This window comes from Candidatus Margulisiibacteriota bacterium (assembly GCA_003242895.1).
Lineage (GTDB): Bacteria > Margulisbacteria > Riflemargulisbacteria > GWF2-39-127 > GWF2-39-127 > GWF2-39-127.
Genome location: QKMY01000022.1, coordinates 1 through 18,919 on the forward strand (window position 1 = coordinate 1; position 18,919 = coordinate 18,919).

Here is an 18,919-nt window from a genome sequence, read left to right on the forward strand (position 1 = left end):
TCTGCTTGTATTTTTGTCTCGGAGATCGACTGGACACCATCAATCTGAATCAGGTGGACAGTTTACCTGAATTACCTGAACAGCTTCATCTGAATCTGCAAAAAAGCCAGCGAATATAAACACCTATTTTTAAGGGACTACATTGGCCTGACTTATACCTATATATTTATTTCTTATACCCGGGGAAAATAATTGCGGCTGGACAGGAATCATAGTTGACGTTAATCGAGGATATAATCCAGGCAGAAAAAGGTTTCATATATAAGAGGCATGACTACTCTATAAAAAAATATTTTAGCAATATAATGTATTATATTACATTAAATGAAATTTACTAAATAGCTAACAATTAAACCATCAAGACAAACATAAATGAGTACCTACCTTAAGTCCATAGATAAGTTTCAGGCAAAACTTTTCATACCAGACAATGTACTTGCAGAATCCAATATCATATCTTAGCGAGAAGAACTTTGATGCTTGTGCAGAGCATTCCAGTCATAGGCAACGACCATCACAAAATATTTATAGGAACTAAGGAGCGCCGTATCTTCATTTGATTAACTAAAAAGCTCTCATGTGAAACAGCTGGGGCATCGGATGTTGCCTAGATAGGGTAACCTGCTTTATACAAAGATGTATTTTCTAACGGTTCCGACCACCAGACTTATCGAATTTTTTATAATTTAGGAGAAAAAAAGGGGCTGTCCAAAAAGTAAAAATTTAGGCAGCCTCTTTTTATTATCTATAAATGTTTTTCATTAACTTTTTTCCTAAATCCGACTGTAAATTATCTCTAGCTTGCTGCCTAAGTTCATTGAGCCGAAAGCTCACTTGAATAGATCGTCCTGTTTTTGAGGTCGTACATGCATCTCTACAGCTACATGTGTTGCATTCGTTACACTGATAAACACGTCGCTCCGTTTGATATCCATTTGCACTTATATGGTTTTCAATATCTTTAAAATGAAGTTGCTTACCCTCAGGACATATGTATTGATCTTGATTTTGATCATATTTGAAATATTCTATTTTGAATCTGTTTTTCTGAAATTTGTCTGTTCAAAATGAAAATTATTGTATTTCACATATCCATTGCACTGCTTTTTTTAAACTCTTGTCCTTGCCTATACCTGCCAGTTTTTCATTAAGTTCCTTCATCCGGTACCTTGAGCATCATTCCGGGATGATAGCTGCTTGTCCCGCCGCCTTTGTATCTTTTTAGCACCGGTTCAATATTCATCCTCTCAATTGCTGAATTTACCACCCTTACCAGATGATTCTCAGGTATTAATTCTTCCAAACTTGGGGGGAGCAAAAATTGTTGGTGCATCGAATATTCTTTGAATGTTACTTTTGTGTTGTTTTTTCTCATATCTTCATTGTACTATATCTATTTCACAATGCAGAAGAGGCTGCCCCTTTTGGGACAGCCCCTCCTTAAATAAATATTAATATGGGATCAGTTTTATCCCTGTTTTTTTCCTAAAGCGCAAAAATACAATTCCATGTATTTTATAGCGGAGGCTTTCCAACTAAAATCATATTTCATAGCGTTTTTCATAAGTTTTTTCCAGGCTTTTTCGTCAGCATAAACTTCAACAGCTCGCTCTATTTTTTCAAGAAGCTTTTCTGAATTATAGTCTAAAAACATAAATCCGTTTGCCTTGTCTGCTTCGAATACATCAACCAAGTCGTAATCAACGATCGTATCCGCTAATCCGCCTGTCTCACGTACTATCGGAATCGTACCGTATTTCAAGCTTATTAATTGGCCTAAACCACAAGGCTCATAACGAGAAGGCATAAGGAACATGTCACTTCCAGCATAAATCAGCTGAGCTAACATTGCATCATATTTTAGCGCAATACCTGCTTTTGCAGGATATTTTTCGGCGATAGAAGCAAATAACTGATGATACTTCGGTTCACCTGTGCCAAGAATAACTATCTGAAGATTCTTTTGCATAAGCTGATCAATTATTTCGGCAATCAAATCAAAGCCTTTTTGATCTGCTAACCTAGAGATAACTCCGATTACCGGAGTATTTTCCTTGTACTTCAAACCATACTGCTTAAGTAGCTCTTTTTTGTTTATTTCTTTACCTTCTAATTTCTGCAAACTATAGTTTTCTTTAATATTCGGGTCAGCTTTCGGATCCCAAACTGAGTAATCTATTCCATTAATTACACCATACAAATCTGCACTTCTTGTACTGAGTAGCCCTTGCAACCCACACCCATACTCTTCAGTTTGAATTTCCTTGCTATACATATCACTGACTGTATTGAGGAGGTCCGCGTAGATAAGCCCACCCTTAATAAAGCTGAACTTTCCCCAGAATTCCAGTTTTTCATAGCTAAAAACTTCTGCCGGCAACTGGGTAACCTGGAGTGCCTTTTTCGGCTCAAACAATCCTTGATAGGCAAGATTATGAATAGTAAACAAGGTGGCCGTATTTGTGTAAAAAGGGTCGTTCAGGTATAAAGTTTTCAGATATACAGGCACTAACGCAGTCTGCCAGTCATTGCAATGAATAAGTTCAGGCTTATAGTCCAAATATTTACACATTTCGAGAATAGCCCTGTCAAAAAATGCAAATCTTTCATCATTGTCTATATAATCTTCACCAGATTCTTGATACAGATGATCTCGATCGAAATACTTCGGATTAGCAATAAAGTAGACCGGAACAGTCGTTTTATCTAACTTCGTCTTATATAGGTCCGCTTTCTCAATTCCGCCGGCAATCTGAACATCAAAATTACCAACTAATTCTAGCTTAAACTTGTTTTTATCAATTGTTTTGTAGCAAGGCATAACTACAACAACGTCATGCTTTAATTTTTTTATCTCTTTCGGCAATGCACCAGCAACATCAGCCAGACCACCGGTTTTTGCAAATGGCACTACTTCTGATGAGGCAATGAGTATATTCATAGGTAAACCATCCCTTCTTCAACGTTATAAAAACTCTTTTTTATATAAAGAGTTCCCCCCTACCTAATTCTATTCTGAATCCTACTAGAATACTTTTACATTAGCTACCAAATAATAAATATAATTACACCCGCAGCTTAACAAAAATAAATCTTAAATTTTACAAAAAAAATCTTTTGAGTTATATTTGTAAAACTATTATTTATTTAACTTCTTTTACATTATTGACATTGCCAGTATTATCCGTGACAGTTTCTGCTTTTGGATCTATTTGCCATGCAGAATCAATAACGTACTTATACTGATACTTCCCTGGCTTCAAAACAGCAGTTACAGTCCACTCCCCTTTTTCATTCTTTTTTAGAGGTTTTTTTGCTGAATCCCAGTTATTAAAATCCCCAGCCAAAAAAACTACTCCGGCCTCAGGTGCTGACACCTTAAAGGTCACCTTTTTCGTAGTTGATTCCTTTTTCTCTACTAATTCTTTTTTTTCTATTTGTTTTTTTACAGCCATTTGTGTTTCTCCTTTCAATTTTTAAAATATTTCATACGTTCATACCCTCCCTCAAATGCAAAGCAGCATCTTCGGGAGCTATTGAATTAATATACAACCCTGTCCCCCATTCAAAGCCAGCGACTTCAATTAACCGGGGCATAATTTCAAAATGCCAGTGATAATCGTGGGAAAGAGAACTCCAGTATTCAGGATGTCCCAGTCGAGGCAATTCATTCGGAGCAGTATGTACCATTATATTATAAGCAGGGTCACCTAAAATAGATTTAAGCTTAGACATAACTTTGATCAAAATACTCGCAAGTGATCCAATCTCTTCATCTGTAATATCATGAAATCGATGAGAATGTTTTTTTGGCATCAAACACATTTCGAAGGGAAAACGAGAAGCAAAAGGGGCTAAGACTACGAAATGATCATTAGTCGCAATTATTCTCTCTCCCGAACTCAGCTCTTGCTTCATCATATCACAGAATACACATCGTTCTTTATTCAAATAGTACTGTTTTGCCGCCTTTAGCTCAGATCTTACAGTCCTGGGAACAATAGGCATCGCAATTAGTTGAGAATGTGAATGTGACAGTATTGCTCCAGCGGCTAACCCATAATTCTTTGATATTATAATATATCGGAACCGCTTATCCTTATAAAGGTCTTTCAGCCTTTCACGATATGCCTTTAATATTAACTCAATCTGATCTCCACTAAGATCAATAAAATTGACAACATGTTTTGGAGATTCGACAATAACTTCGTGAGCTCCGATGCCATTCATCATGTCGTACATCCCGACACCAGCCCGATGAATATCACCTTCTATTTCAAGGACAGGAAATTTATTTGGAATCGCCCTTACTTTCCAGCCAGAGGTATTCGGTGCGCCTGGATCCGATCTATAGGACAGGATTTCTGGTGGAGTTTTATCTTCATTACCTTCACAAAACGGACACAAATGGACATCACGGTGTTCAGATGAGGCTTTAAAATCTGATGGTCTTCTGCCTCTTTCTTTGGCGATTATAACCCATCTTCCGATAACAGGATCTTTCCTTAACTCAGGCAACGAACGCAATCCTTCCTAATTTTCAAACTAGTATAATTATACAGAATATTTTGATTTTCGTCGATGACGCTAAGTGGCACGGAATGTTCTGATAATTTTATTATATAAAATAACTTTTATTATTATCGATAAAGCGTTGAAATACTTGAATACCCATTAGCACCTGGCTAACCCTGCTAAAAAAAGCCCCGACCATTTCCGATTAGTGTTTCATTATTAAACTACATTATTGCATTACCGCAAGAATGTCTTAACGTTGAAACGTTTAAGTATTTTACATTTTTAATTTATGATATATAATAATCATAAGAATTGTTTAAACTTATAGGAAAACAAGGAGATCATGAATGAACAATAGCTCGAATCAAAAAGCTAAGATTATTACTATTACTAGTGGCAAAGGCGGCGTAGGCAAGTCCCTGTTCTCAGTTAACTTTGGTATCGCCTGTGCTAAACTTGGGAAAAAAGTATTGATTATTGATGGAGACCTTGGTTTAGCCAATATACACATACTTACCAACACACACCCGGAACATGATCTGCTCGACATTTTAGAAAAAAGAAAAAAGATAGAAGATGTCATCATATCAGGTCCGGAAGGGGTCCATATCATTCCAGGGGCTTCAGGGATTTTCAAACTATCAAATACAACTCATGCAAAACGACAGCTCCTTATCGATGAATTCTCAAAACTAGAAGACAGATACGATTTTATAATTATTGATACCGAAGCAGGAATTTCCCATAACGTCATTAAATTCGTTTCTATTTCAGATGAAACAATAGTTATTACCACCCCGGACATCACAGCCATGGCTGATGCTTACGCAACGATAAAGGTTATTAACTCCAAAAATATTACATCAAAAATATCGATTGTTATCAACAGAATAAAATCTTTTGAAGAAGGAGAAGCAACTTACAAGAAAATCTCACTTGTGTGCGAAAAGTTCTTATCCTTAAATGTTCACAAGCTAGGATTTGTTTTCGATGATACAACCACAGTCAAGCTCGCAATAAAAAAACGAATCCCCTTCATATTGTCATTCCCAAAATCAAAAGCATCAATTTCTATCAAATCCATAACATCATCATTTTTGGGATTATCTATAAATACTATCGAGCCAAAAATCTTCCTTAATAAGCTAGCTATGCTGATTACTCATCCTATAAAAAAAGAAGAGTTAGTGCTAAAGTCATAGTACAATTATAAAAGGAAATACGATATGTATGCAAAAGTTAAATTGGTATTTAATAGTTACTCTTGTATTCTTTTGTACTTTGATCTCGGCAACTGTTTTTGCCGAAGATCTATTTTATGACTTAACTATTTCCATTGCAGATAACTTCTTTATTTCAGGCAATAATAGGGTTTCGATAACCAACACATCGTCAGCTAACCTAAGGGAACTAATAATCCAGCTACCACTTAATATGGACAAAAAAATGGATCCTAGGACTGATCCTTCCCGGTATGACTATTCCTATCCAAAAGGATTCGAAGAAAGCGCTACCTACATTAATGAAGTAAAATCGGAGGGTCGAAAACTTGAGTTTTCATATATCGACGAAGAGGACCCTGCCGTAGGGACAGTGGGGAACAAAAACTATGCGATCGTGTTACTGCCAAATGATCTGCCACCGGGAAAACTAATTACGTTTGATATATCGTTCTCCTCAATTATCCCAACAAAACTCGGTAACGGGAAATACAACGGAGTCCTCTACCTGCAAGGCATGTGGTACCCAACTATTGCAAATTATACGCAGCAAGGTGTATTTCAAAGAAACAATGAACATTTCAAACAGGCTACTTATAAAATAACGGTCGCCAGCTCTCCAAATCTCGAAGTGGTTACAGGTACAGAGCTAATAACGATACAGAAATCAGGGTCCGCGATAATCCGCGAGGGCACTATCAGGAACCCGATTTCATTGCTCCCTCTTTTTGCCTCGGAAAAAATTAAAAAATTCAGACATACCTACAAAAACCTTGTTATTGACTCTTATTATCTACCTGGAGATGAAGCTTACGCTTCGTTCTCAATACAAGTTGCAGAGCGGGCTTTAAATTACTACAAAGATTTCTATAAGCTTGAGTTTCCATCAACTCACCTATCAATAGTAGACAATTACATGGGTTCTCAATCTGCATACAGCGCGGGCAATACTATATTCATGCCCAGAGAGTTGAGACGGCTTCCATCACTTTTTTCTCGGATATACGAAGTCATCCTCGCACACGAATTCGGACATATGTGGTGGGGCTTAACTGTGAGCTATGGATTTAATGAAGATAACTGGATTGGCGAAGGACTATGTACCTTTTTTATGAATAAATACTTTGAGAATAGATACGGGATATCTCATAATCTTCTCAATGTGCCAAAAGGTGAACATATCCCAAATTACACATTTGAAGAATTCTTTACATATCTCCCGTACCGTGAGCTTGCCGTAAGGAATCAAGACCCTCCCCCTTCTTCTGATAGAAAAAAATCGTCTGATATTTCAGCATTAGTTACAATGCAATATCAGAAAGGATTTTATATTTTCAATATTCTCTACCAGGAACTTGGAGATAAAAAGTTTATAGAGCTTCTTCATTATTTACTCAATAATTATTCGCATAAGATACTAACAACTTCCGATCTTCTTGAAGCTATTAGTAAGGTCTCAGGAAAAGACTATTCAAAATTCTTTGAGCAATGGGTATACTCAGGGAAAACCTTTGATTATGAAATAACCTCGTTACAAGCTGCCTTAAATCCATCTTTCAACGTTATTAGCAGGGTAAATATAAAAAATTCCGGGGATATAAATGCACCGATGGTTATACAGGCAACCGATAGCAATAATAATGTTTATATCGGAAAATCTACCGGCAAAAGCGCTGAAACAATTGAGTTCATTACATCTTCTCCCATAAAAGAAGTGATCCTAGACCCGAACAGAACGTATCCTGATATATACAGGCTCAACAACTATTACCCGACTAGGTTTAAAGCAGCCCCATATATAGCTGTTCCTGAGTCAGATGCTTACTACCTCTCAATTAGACCATCATTCGTAATCAGCAATCTCGGGAGCTATAGCGCTGTCCAGTTAAACTATGGATATCTCGACGATTTCAACTTATCGCTCGATAATAACTCGCAGACTGACTATTGGCAGGTTTCTTACATGAAAACCAGGCTCCTTGACCCAAAACTGGCATTTTTTAGCACCTATAGAACGTTACGAGGGATACAGAACTCAACTGCCGGGTTCAATTATTATTGGAATCATGTGCAGGAGCAAATCACGTATCCGGGAACCTTCCTTACCGTTGCTTACCAATCTGAAGATCTCTACAAATTTGTATTGCAAGATAAATTCGCAAAGTTCTATGGGTTTTATTCGTACCTGGACTTACAGAAAACCAGCCATGCAAACAAACTTATTGTAAATTTTGCGCAGAAATATGGGTTAACGCCGCTTTCTAACTCTTATTATTCCATCGACTACGAATACAATAGAAAGTTTCTTGGTTCAGACCATGATTTTGATCAAACTATTTTTGGTTCCGGGATTTCTTTTCGCGCCGGACATTTAAAAAGCATCACAGTTCAAAATATTACAAAATTAAGTAAAGGCTTTACCCCAGAAGAGAAATTTTATTATCTTTACTCCACGTTTGATGGACTAAGGGCGGTTTCGAGATATAGAGATACTAATGACCATAATAAAAACTTTTCTTTATTTCGCACATCATTTAATATGCCTCTTGCAGCTAATCTCTATGATATACCGGTACTTTCCAGCGAGTTATGGCTGGAAAGTATATATTTTTCCTTATTCCATGAATGGGGCGCACTTTCAGACTCACCACAACGAATATTCAACTCAAACTTTAATAAAACAATCGGTTTCGAGTTCGATTTTAACGTACTCAGCTTCGGACAATTCCCTATCTCACTTAATCTCATTTGGGCCAGAGCTGTTCCAAACCACAATGCGCATAAAGAGCCTATCTACTTCACGTTGGGTATTAATAGCATTTTCTGATCATAGGTATCTAACGCTATTCTCATTAACATACTACCGCAAAGTGAAATAATTATATTTCCTTTACATAGAACTTCTCTGCATCCCAGCATATAAGATATAATTTCTTTTGATTTCTTACGATTTCTCGAATTTGAGCGACACCGAATTCACACAATATCTTTTGCCAGTAGGAGCCGGACCATCGTTGAATATATGTCCAAGATGGCTTCCGCATTTCGAACAATGGACTTCGACTCTTTCCATGCCATGACTTCGATCAATATCAGAAGCGATCTTATCATCTTCTACCGGAGCAAAAAAGCTAGGCCATCCGCTTCCCGAATTAAATTTCGTCTTCGAGCTGAACAAGGGATTACCGCAAGCAGCACAATAATACATTCCATTTTCTTCATTTTTATAGTACTTCCCGGCAAATGGCTTCTCGGTCCCTCGCTCTCGCATCACATGATATTCTTCAGACGTCAATTTTTTTTTCCATTCTTCATCATTTTCCATATAGAATCACCTCGCTACTAGCTGTTAAGGATACTATATCCCCTAAAAGTTTTTTTATATAGCTGTAATTCTGCTGTTCGTAGAGATAAAAAATGAAAAAAGCCATTTACTTCTGAGAGAGCTCTGTCCCACTACGTTCCTTACGTTGGAGACAAAGCTCGCAACGATCATCACTACACCATTGGCAGGAGAAACAATCAGGACACTTATGCTTTTTACTAGCACATGAGGATTCTTCAGGAACAAATACTTTTCCGAGGATTCCTGGGATTGTAATAAAAGGCATAGGAGACTCCTATTAATCTATGATTATTCTTATCCGCTCAACTCGGAGCCCGGTAATGAACAGACGCCTAAAAATAAAGACTAAGTAAGGTTAGTTTAGGGTTACCTTTACTTGTTGTACGAAAAGTTCTGCAGCTCTTTGAATCTTATCAAATTGCTTATTTTCCATCCACTCACGGTTGAAAATCTGAGAACCGATAGCAATACAATCTATCCCGGCTGAGAAATATTCGTTGATATTTTCAGGCGTGACCCCACCGCAAGCAAGCAACTTAACGGAAGCATAGGGTCCCCGAAGTTCTTGAATATATCGAGCGCCGCCCATAGAAGAAACCGGGAATACCTTAACCATAGTCACACCGGCATTCCAAGCATTAATTATTTCAGTAGGCGTAAGCGCACCGGGGAAATATGGGGTCTTATTTATGGAACATAAGCCCGCGATTTCAACATTAAAATTAGGGGCCACGATAAATGAGGCTCCTGCTTCGAGCGCACTATTGAGGTCCTCTTTGGTAATGACAGTTCCCGCTCCAATTATAGCTCTGTCCGAAAAGAAATCGGAAGCTTTTTTTATAAGTAGCGAAGAATCCGGGGTATTCATAGTAATCTCTATTGTAGTGAGTCCACCAGCAATCGCCGCTTCAATCGTCCCGACAAGATCTTTTTCTTGAATACCCCGAATAATGCCTATCAATTTTATTCCGCTAATATCCATTGTTTTTAAATAATTAGCTCTGTCTGAAAGCTATCAAAAAACTTTGTAAACTCATCCTTCTGGGCACTATCTCGTAATTCCATTGCAGATCGAGGATGTTCATCTAAAATTCCGGTAATAGCATATGGGATTATATAACCCCATTCAATCTTCTCACGAAGACGTATAAATTCTTTTTCAATTAATTCGATCACCGGACGCAGACGGAATTTAGGGTTCTTTAGAAAACCAAGTAAAAGTTCTAATGGGCAATTGCCTGCTCCCCTTCCGATACCGTAGACAGTTGCATCTAACATATTTGCACCATGAATTATCGATTCTATCGTGTTTGCGTAAGCAAGCTGTTGATTATTATGTGCATGAATACCGATAGTCTTCCCAGGTAAATATTTCTGATATTTTTTTACCATGTAATCGATTTGTTCAGAGTAGAGTGCGCCATTACTGTCAACAACATAAACTGTCGGCACTTCAGACTCTGCTAGCTGTTTGAGGGCTTCTTCAAGGTCCACACTAAGTGCCCGAGAAACAGCCATTATATTTATGGTTGTTTCATACCCATGATCGTGAAATCTCTTGACCAATTCTATAGCTTTATCAATGTCTTTAACATAAGAAGCAACTCGTACCATATCGAAAACGCTCTTATCTGCCGGGATTATTTCGTCGGCTTCCACTCGTCCGATATCCACCATCGCAGAAAGTTTCATCCCATTAAGGTCTACACCTTCGCATACCTTTCTAATATCATCTTCATCACAAAAACGCCATTTTCCTAAACCATCCGGCGAGATAATCTTTCTTGAAGCCTTATACCCGATTTCCATATAATCTATCCCTGATTTTGCAAGTGCTACCAGGACCGCTTTTACAAAATCGTCAGAAAAATCCCATTTATTTATTAAGCCGCCATCTCGTATAGTACAATCAAGAACTTTTATCTCTTTTCTGAACATATTACACCTTCCCGAATATATTTTGAGTTATTTATTATAAAATACCATGATTATTGAAAAATAGAAATTAGAAGTTAACTATTCTTTACGTTTGGAACGTATTACTCTTGAAACGGCATAATCATATTATCTATTAATCGAATTGTGCCGATGAAAACTGCTGTTGCAAGCAGTACATGGGTTGTAGACTCAGAGACCGCTTCCAGGGTAAAGGCATCTAAGACCTCAAAATAATCTATTTTAGCATTGGGGATGGATTCGGTTATATAGGAGTCGAATCGTTTCTTAAAGCGATCCAGATCAAATTCTCCTGAAAAAATCTCATTAGCGATGGAATGAATTCCCCGATAAAGATGGCGAGCCTGTTCACGCTCTATCTGGCTGAGGTAACTATTACGTGAACTCATCGCCAAGCCGTCGCTTTCCCTGACAATGGGACACCCAATAATAGCTATATCAAAATTTAAATCAACTGTCATCTTTTTTATAATGACAAACTGCTGGTAATCCTTTAAACCAAAATATGCGTTTGTAGGCTTCACCAGATTGAACAACTTAGCTACGACAGTTGTAACTCCATCAAAATGGCCAGGTCGTGACTTACCACAAAGAATATTTTGAAAGTGAGGAACAGCAACGGTTGTTAAGGCTTGAGACGGATACATCATCTTCGGAGATGGCATAAAAACAAAATCCACCCCGGATTTTTCGAGTAAATAACAATCTTTCTCAATATTTCTTGGATATTTCTCAAAGTCCTCGCTAGGACCGAATTGCAGTGGATTAACAAATATACTTACAACGACTATGTCGTTTTCTTTTCTCGCTGCATCTACCAAACTTAAATGGCCATCATGAAGAAAACCCATAGTAGGCACAAAGCCAATACGCTTTCCCAGTTCCCTTTTTAGAAACTCTCGCAGCCTCTCCGGATCATCATCCTTTATCACAACAGCACCCTTAATTCCGAACTAAAAACGATTTTTTGCTAATATCCATAAGACTATTGCAGCAACAAAAGAGATTATCTTCAAAATCCAATTATTAAAAATAAACTCTTTAATCTTGATCTTCATTATCTTTTTCCACTTCAGTTATATTACTGCAACTATGGCACTTTATTTTATTTTTTGCCATTTGAAGCATCATTCCACCACACAATTCACACTTCGTTGATAAAGGTTTATTCCAGGCTGCGAACTTACAATCAGGATAATTACGACACCCATAGAATATTTTCCCACGCTTGGTCCGCTTCTCGACTAACTCTCCCTTGCATTCCGGACATGGCACATCGATCACCGAAACTATAGGCTTCGTATTTCTGCAGTTAGGAAAAGCTTTACATGCCAAAAAGGTTCCATACCTGCTTACCTTTTCCAGCATTGGACTACCACATTTATCGCACTTAATATCGGTTTCTTTTCCTTCGCTTTTCACTTTCGGCATATTATCTTCCGCCAGCTTCAGCTCTCCTAAAAATTGCTTATAGAATTCACCGAGAACTTCTGTCCATAAAAGGTTTCCACCCATTATCTCATCAAACTGACTCTCCATTTTAGCAGTAAAATCTACATCAATAATAGCGGAAAAGTAATCCTTAAGCTGTTTATTAACTATCATTCCAAGTTCAGTTGGCGATAGTTTATTTTTATCAACCTTATTAACATATCCCCGGTCGACTATTGTCGATATAATTGGTGCATAGGTCGATGGACGACCAATTCCTTTTTCTTCCAGCGTCTTAACGAGAGTAGCTTCTGTATATCGAGCCGGTGGTTTAGTGAAATGTTGCAATGAGTCTATACTTTCTAGCTTCAGCTTATCTCCCTTTTTTAATGGAGGCAACTTCTTCTCTCCATCTTCGTCTTCTTCATCGTCTTTTCCTTCAATGTACAATGTCATAAAACCAGGAAACTCTGTAATACTTCCAGTAATTTTGAACAAGTAATCACCGGCTGCTATGAATATTGTGGTCATGGCAATATCCGCGGGAGACATTAAGGACGCAACAAACCTTTTCCAAATGAGAGTATAGAGCCTATATTCATCTCTCCCGATATGTTCCTGGAGATATTCCGGAGTTTTATCTAGATACGTCGGACGTATGGCTTCATGGGCATCCTGAATGTTTTTTTTCTGCTTAAAAATTCCTTTACCAACAAATTTCTCACCATAAGTCTCGGTGATATAGACAGACGTCGCTTGCCGGGCTTCCTCAGAAATCCTTACTGAGTCAGTTCTCATATAGGTAATCAATCCCGTATGCTCGCCATTAATATCGAGGCCCTCATATAGCTTCTGAGCGACCATCATTGTCTTTTTTGCTGACCACCCAAGCTTACGGGAAGCTTCTTGTTGTAAGGTACTTGTAATAAAAGGAGGTTCAGGATTTCGCTTTTTTAGTTTGCATTCTATATCAGTAACACTATAGTCTTTATCTTCGATATTCTTAAGTATTTCATCTGCCTCTTGCTTAGTCGAGATAGTGATTTTCTTATCCTTAAACTTGATTAATTCTACAGTGACCACAGTGCTTTTTCCACTTATTGCTGCAAGTAAATGAACATTGATCGTCCAATATTCCACAGGAATAAATCGACTGATAGCATCTTCCCGTTCACAGATGAACCATACAGCAACTGATTGAACACGTCCGGCACTCAAGCCTTTTTTGACTTTTTTCCATAATAACGGGCTCAACTTATATCCTACAAGCCTGTCTAATATACGACGTGCTTGCTGAGCGTTAACCCTATCCATATTGATGTCCCGAGGAGACTCAATGGCTCGCAACACTGCCGTCTGGGTAATTTCATTAAACTCAATACGCTTAACCTTTGTAAGATCGAGCTCCAAAACCTGTGCAAGGTGCCAGGCAATAGCTTCCCCTTCACGATCAGGATCGGGTGCCAGGTATATTATTTCTTTATCTTGTGCAGACTTCATTAGAGCTGAGATAATTTTTGCTTTATCTTTGATAACAGTATAATCCGGTTCAAAGTTATTCTCTACCTTTACACCTAATCGATGGGTTGGTAGATCTCTAACGTGTCCTCCAGATGCTTTGACCGTGAAATCTTTCCCCAAGAATTTTTCTAATGTCTTTGCTTTTGCAGGCGACTCAACAATAACTAATGCTTTCCCCACTAAATTTACCCCTTTAAATTATAACCCTTTATCCGGGAAATCCTGCACTAATATGCAAGAAATCTATGCCCCAGCTATCAAGTAATATATAATAAGAATTTGAATATCATGAAACAAGTTGTTTTCCAGACTACGACATTCGCAAACATTATGCCGTTTCGCTAATGCCATGTCAATATATATTATTTAGGATCGTTGTTATTGTTGTAGCTAATCGCTTTTTAATTAATAACACGCCAAGATAATATTAAAGGCTAAAAATCAGGTACGGTGAAACATTTTTTCCAGATCGTGCGGGGAAAACTCTACATGAGTTGGTCTTCCATGCGGACAGGTATCAATATTCGGGGTCTTTGCCGCTTCACGGAATAGAGATTGAATCATTACATCAGACAAGCTGTCACCGGCCTTAATCGCACTCCGGCAAGCAACTATCTTCAGTACACTCTCCGTTATTTTCTCTATTGCTTCAGAGTTTCTTATTGTAAGAATATCGGTGATAATTTGAGAAAACAATTCGAGATAATTCTTGTTTGTTAAGAAGGTTGGGACTGCTCGAATAAGAATGCAATCCTGTCCAAAAAACTCTATTTCGAAGCCTGAATCTTTGAAAAAAACAAGGTATTCTTCAAGCAGGGCTAATTCTGATTTGCTCAGAAAGACCATTTCCGGGACGAGTAATTTTTGGGAAGATATCTCCCGGTCCTTTTTGAGCAGTTGCTCGAAAAGGATCCGTTCATGAAGGGCATGTTGATCATACATGGTCATATTGCCATCCTTTTCTTCGATAAGGTAGGTATTGAATATCTGAACAATTGTTCCTTTTTTCAATGTTTCGATAGGCGATAATGCCTGCATGGCATGCTGAATCTCTGCTGGTCTAGAAGCTACGGTGCTACCCGGAGAGCTCAGTTTATTAAAAGCAAACAAGTTTTCAGCACTGTCACTGGGTCGCTCGATCATTAGACTAGGTACAGATGCCCGAGGGATCTGAACTCCCTGATTACCTAATGATTGAACCATGGGTTGGTAATTGTCGGAGGAAGGACACTCTGTAACGACAGAATGCAACAAACTTGAGACAGCAGCCTTGATAATACTATAAATTTCGGTATTATCAGCAAACTTTACTTCTCGTTTGGAAGGATGGACATTCACGTCAACATCTTTGGGATCTAGCGTTATAAATATAACGCCTACGGGCGATCTATCTTTTTCAAGGATATTCCGGTAGCCCTCTTCCATCGCCTTCGAAAGTGTGGCGTTATAAATATGCCGTCTATTAACAAAGAACACCTGCTTCGATTTATCTGAAACGGTATAAAGCGGGGAACTTATATAGCCTAGCAAGGTGATCTTCTGTATTCCATAATCAATTTTAACCAATTTTTTAACCAAGTCTTTTGGATACACTGAGGATAACGCATCCAATAGGCTTCCATTCCCTGGAGAATTATAGACTTTCTTCCCATTATGTGACAAAGAAAACTTGATTTCAGGGAAAGAAAAAATTAGCTTCTCAACAATATCAGCTATGTGACCAAACTCCGTAATTTCCCTTTTAAGGAATTTTCTCCGGGCTGGCACATTATAAAACAAATCGGAAACCTCAATGGTAGTCCCAGGTGCTCTGCCGGCTTTCTTCAAATCAGAAACAATACCGCCATTACTTTCCAAAGTATAAGCAGATTGCCCGGCTATATTACGTTGCTGAGAAGTAATCTTCACCCGGGCAACACTGGAAATACTCGCGAGTGCCTCGCCTCGAAAGCCCAAAGTATACAGTTTATCTAAATCGCCTATATCAGAAAGCTTACTCGTTGCATGGCGAAGCAACGCTAAAGGGATATCATCAGGAGCGATACCTTCGCCATCATCGGAAACAGTGAGGGAAATAATTCCACCGGCGATGACATCAACATCGATCTTTGTAGCTCCGGCATCGATAGAATTTTCGACCAACTCTTTCACGACTGAAGCAGGACGTGAAACCACTTCTCCGGCAGCAATCTGATCAGCAACGATTTTATCAAGAATTTTAATTTTACGGTTTTCCATAAAAAACATTTCTCCGTTCTACATTTCTCATTATGAAAATGATTATCATATTAATAAGGAAAAGTATATGTTATCTGCGAAAGACTTCATTGATTTTTTCTAACAGGACGGGAACTTGACCAGTGGCTCTGACGATTGCAACATTTCTGGCGCCAGCGTTGAGAACGGAAGCAATATTTTCATTATTTATCCCGCCAATTGCAACAAAGGGAATAGTTATTGACTGAACAACTGCTTCTAAAAACTCAAGCCCAACGGCAGCCCTACCGGCCTTTGTAGGTGTCGCCCATAATGGCCCGACCCCGATATAATCTGCGCCTTCCGCTTGGGCAGCTTTTGCCTGGTCAATACTGTGAGTCGATTTTCCTACTATTTTCGTAGGCCCAACGATCTCACGGGCTTCTTGAACTGACATGTCTTCTTGCCCGATGTGAACACCATCCGCGTCAATTATCTTCGCGATATCTGGTCTATCATTAATAATAAAGATTACTTTCTGGGAAACCAGACTCAAGCCGTCTTTAATCTTTCTTGCTTTGGTAATAATCTCTTGGGTATTCGATATCTTATCTCTTAATTGTATGATACTCACACCTTCCTGACATGCCTTTAGAAGCACATCCGCGTCACTGGAGATAACGTAAAGCTTCATACAATGAAGATCGTACTTTGCCACAAATAGGCTTACGATATCTTTTTCCATTTCATAAACGGCAAACCGAAGTTCGGTGCAGTATTCTTTTTCGAGACACACTTCTTCCAAGACTCTCAACGCTTCCTGCGCTCGCTTTAGGTTGGCATGGACGAGATCTCTCACATCTTTTCGCATTGGGACAGAAGATGCACGACCAGGATCGCTTTGAGATTTTCTTGTGTAGATCTTATCTGGATAATTATTGGACAGATTATTGACTTTATGTCGAACATCCCTAATCAATGAAAATAATTCTTTATTCCCGTCAATATGGCGAATTATCTCTTCTACTACCCTCAACCCTTCAGAAGCTCGATTAATATTAACGTCGATTAGCCGCAAAAAGTTTTCATTCATTATTCAAACAATTTTCCTTGTTCTCCAGAATAAACAATAGCTGCTTTCACAAATGCCCGAAATAACGGATGAGGATTGTTCGGTCGCGACTTAAACTCAGGATGATACTGGGTAGCAATAAAAAAAGGATGCGCTGGTATTTCAACAACTTCAACTAATCGATCATCAGGCGAAAGTCCGGAAAAAACCATCCCGGCTTCTTCAAATACTTTTCTATAATGATTATTAAACTCATAACGATGCCTGTGGCGCTCGTAAATAACTTCTGACTGATATGCAGTTCTCAATATAGTCTTGTCTTTCACTTTGCAGGCATATACGCCTAACCGCATCGTTCCGCCCAGGTCAACGACATCCTTCTGTTCTGGTAGAAGATCGATAACCGGATAAGCGGAATTAGGGGCGAATTCGGTACTATGTGCATCTTTAAGGTCAAGTACATTCCTGGCAAATTCAATTACTGCACACTGCATACCAAGGCATAATCCTAGATAAGGAACATTGTTTTCCCGGGCATACTTTATTGCCATCAGCTTTCCTTCGACACCTCTAGAACCAAAGCCTCCAGGAACAACGATACCATGGACATCGGACAGCTCATGTTCAATACCCTGTGTCTCTGCATTTTCTGAATTTATCCATTTAATAAATATTTTGTGTTCGCAATCAATTCCAGCATGCCGAAGTGACTCGACTACCGATATATAGGCATCTGACAGCTCGACATACTTGCCAACTATTGCAATATTCACAACATCCTGACAAGCTTTCATCTTACTAATCATTTTCTTCCATTCAACCAAATTCCTTGATTTAGCCTTTAATCCTAGATATTTAATAACAATGTCATCGAGCATTTCTTTTTCAAGCATGATAGGCACTTCGTAAATTGAAGGGACATCCGCCATCTCAATCACAGCTTCCCTTTCAACATCGCAAAACAATGAGATTTTTTCTTTAAGGTCATCTTCCATCGGACGTTCAGTCCTACATACAATAATGTCAGGCTGTATCCCGATACTACGCAATTCTTTTACACTATGCTGAGTTGGCTTAGTCTTAAACTCACCTGATGAATTGAGATAAGGAACTAGCGTAACATGGATATTAATTGCATTGTTTCGGCCAATCTCTTTTCGAAACTGCCTTATAGCCTCAAGAAAAGGAAGACCTTCAATATCACCCACAGTCCCGCCGATTTCAATGATAACAACATCAAAATGGCGGTCCTTCGTCGCTCTTTTTATGCGTTCTTTGATTTCATTTGTAATATGGGGAATAACCTGGACAGTCCCGCCTAAATAATCTCCGCGTCGCTCTTTGGCAATAACTGAAGCGTAGATCATCCCAGCGGTTACATTATTACTTTTAGTATGGTTAACATCAATAAATCTCTCATAATGGCCTAGATCAAGATCTGTTTCAGCCCCATCTTCAGTAACAAAAACTTCTCCATGCTGATAAGGGCTCATGGTACCCGGGTCAACATTGATATAAGGGTCAAATTTCACTATGGAAACGCTAACTCCTCTATTTTTTAGAAGCCTGCCAAGTGAAGCAGCGGTTATCCCTTTTCCAAGAGAAGATACTACACCACCTGTTACAAATATGTATTTCGTCTTACCATATTCACTCATC

General features: G+C 38.5%; 16 protein-coding genes. 2 read left to right on the top strand and 14 right to left on the bottom strand.

What is annotated here, in order from left to right:
• Positions 1–741: 741 nt before the first annotated feature.
• The 5 genes from DKM50_02960 to galT all read right to left on the bottom strand — a co-directional run bounded on the left by DKM50_02960 (position 742) and on the right by galT (position 4,518).
• Positions 742–1,032: a hypothetical protein gene (locus DKM50_02960; protein ID PZM83077.1), complete on the bottom strand. Its 291-nt coding sequence runs from the start codon at positions 1,030–1,032 to the stop codon at positions 742–744.
• A gap of 115 nt (positions 1,033–1,147) precedes the next feature.
• Positions 1,148–1,333 (bottom strand): hypothetical protein, encoded by a 186-nt coding sequence (locus tag DKM50_02965; protein PZM83078.1) that lies wholly within the window; start codon positions 1,331–1,333, stop codon positions 1,148–1,150.
• Between the two features lie 135 nt (positions 1,334–1,468).
• Positions 1,469–2,941 (bottom strand): glycogen synthase GlgA, encoded by a 1,473-nt coding sequence (locus tag DKM50_02970; GenBank protein PZM83079.1) that lies wholly within the window; start codon positions 2,939–2,941, stop codon positions 1,469–1,471.
• A 202-nt stretch (positions 2,942–3,143) separates the two neighbouring features.
• Positions 3,144–3,455 carry a hypothetical protein gene (locus tag DKM50_02975; GenBank protein ID PZM83080.1) on the bottom strand — a complete coding sequence of 104 codons (312 nt, stop codon included), beginning with the start codon at positions 3,453–3,455 and terminating at the stop codon, positions 3,144–3,146.
• A gap of 31 nt (positions 3,456–3,486) precedes the next feature.
• Positions 3,487–4,518 (bottom strand): galactose-1-phosphate uridylyltransferase, encoded by a 1,032-nt coding sequence (galT, locus tag DKM50_02980; GenBank protein ID PZM83081.1) that lies wholly within the window; start codon positions 4,516–4,518, stop codon positions 3,487–3,489.
• A gap of 347 nt (positions 4,519–4,865) precedes the next feature.
• Between galT and DKM50_02985 the strand changes: the two genes are divergently transcribed.
• A complete protein-coding gene (locus DKM50_02985) occupies positions 4,866–5,720 on the top strand; it encodes a hypothetical protein (GenBank protein PZM83082.1) in 855 nt (284 codons plus the stop codon).
• A 28-nt stretch (positions 5,721–5,748) separates the two neighbouring features.
• Positions 5,749–8,565: a hypothetical protein gene (locus DKM50_02990; protein ID PZM83083.1), complete on the top strand. Its 2,817-nt coding sequence runs from the start codon at positions 5,749–5,751 to the stop codon at positions 8,563–8,565.
• 117 nt (positions 8,566–8,682) lie between these two features.
• Here DKM50_02990 and msrB read toward each other — a convergent pair whose 3' ends face one another.
• The 9 genes from msrB to DKM50_03035 all read right to left on the bottom strand — a co-directional run bounded on the left by msrB (position 8,683) and on the right by DKM50_03035 (position 18,918).
• The gene (gene msrB / locus DKM50_02995; GenBank protein ID PZM83084.1) at positions 8,683–9,063 is read right to left on the bottom strand and encodes a peptide-methionine (R)-S-oxide reductase; all 381 of its coding nucleotides are present in this window, start codon (positions 9,061–9,063) and stop codon (positions 8,683–8,685) included.
• Between the two features lie 106 nt (positions 9,064–9,169).
• Positions 9,170–9,349, bottom strand: coding sequence for a hypothetical protein (locus DKM50_03000; protein PZM83085.1), 180 nt, complete (start codon positions 9,347–9,349; stop codon positions 9,170–9,172).
• Positions 9,350–9,439: 90 nt separating this feature from the next.
• Positions 9,440–10,066: a 2-dehydro-3-deoxyphosphogluconate aldolase gene (locus tag DKM50_03005; GenBank protein PZM83086.1), complete on the bottom strand. Its 627-nt coding sequence runs from the start codon at positions 10,064–10,066 to the stop codon at positions 9,440–9,442.
• Between the two features lie 5 nt (positions 10,067–10,071).
• Entirely contained in the window at positions 10,072–11,022 is a 951-nt protein-coding gene (locus tag DKM50_03010) for a nucleoid-structuring protein H-NS (protein ID PZM83087.1), read from the bottom strand.
• Between the two features lie 101 nt (positions 11,023–11,123).
• Positions 11,124–11,972, bottom strand: a complete 849-nt coding sequence (locus DKM50_03015) for a pantoate--beta-alanine ligase (protein ID PZM83088.1) — start codon at positions 11,970–11,972, stop codon at positions 11,124–11,126.
• A gap of 109 nt (positions 11,973–12,081) precedes the next feature.
• A complete protein-coding gene (locus DKM50_03020; protein PZM83089.1) occupies positions 12,082–14,172 on the bottom strand; it encodes a type I DNA topoisomerase in 2,091 nt (696 codons plus the stop codon).
• A gap of 261 nt (positions 14,173–14,433) precedes the next feature.
• Positions 14,434–16,239, bottom strand: a complete 1,806-nt coding sequence (gene mutL, locus DKM50_03025; protein ID PZM83090.1) for a DNA mismatch repair endonuclease MutL — start codon at positions 16,237–16,239, stop codon at positions 14,434–14,436.
• Between the two features lie 61 nt (positions 16,240–16,300).
• Positions 16,301–17,281 (bottom strand): thiamine phosphate synthase, encoded by a 981-nt coding sequence (gene thiE, locus DKM50_03030; protein PZM83091.1) that lies wholly within the window; start codon positions 17,279–17,281, stop codon positions 16,301–16,303.
• Positions 17,281–18,918 (bottom strand): CTP synthase, encoded by a 1,638-nt coding sequence (locus DKM50_03035; GenBank protein PZM83092.1) that lies wholly within the window; start codon positions 18,916–18,918, stop codon positions 17,281–17,283. Before DKM50_03035 ends, thiE begins: the two co-directional genes overlap by 1 nt.
• Between the last annotated feature and the right edge of the window lies 1 nt (position 18,919).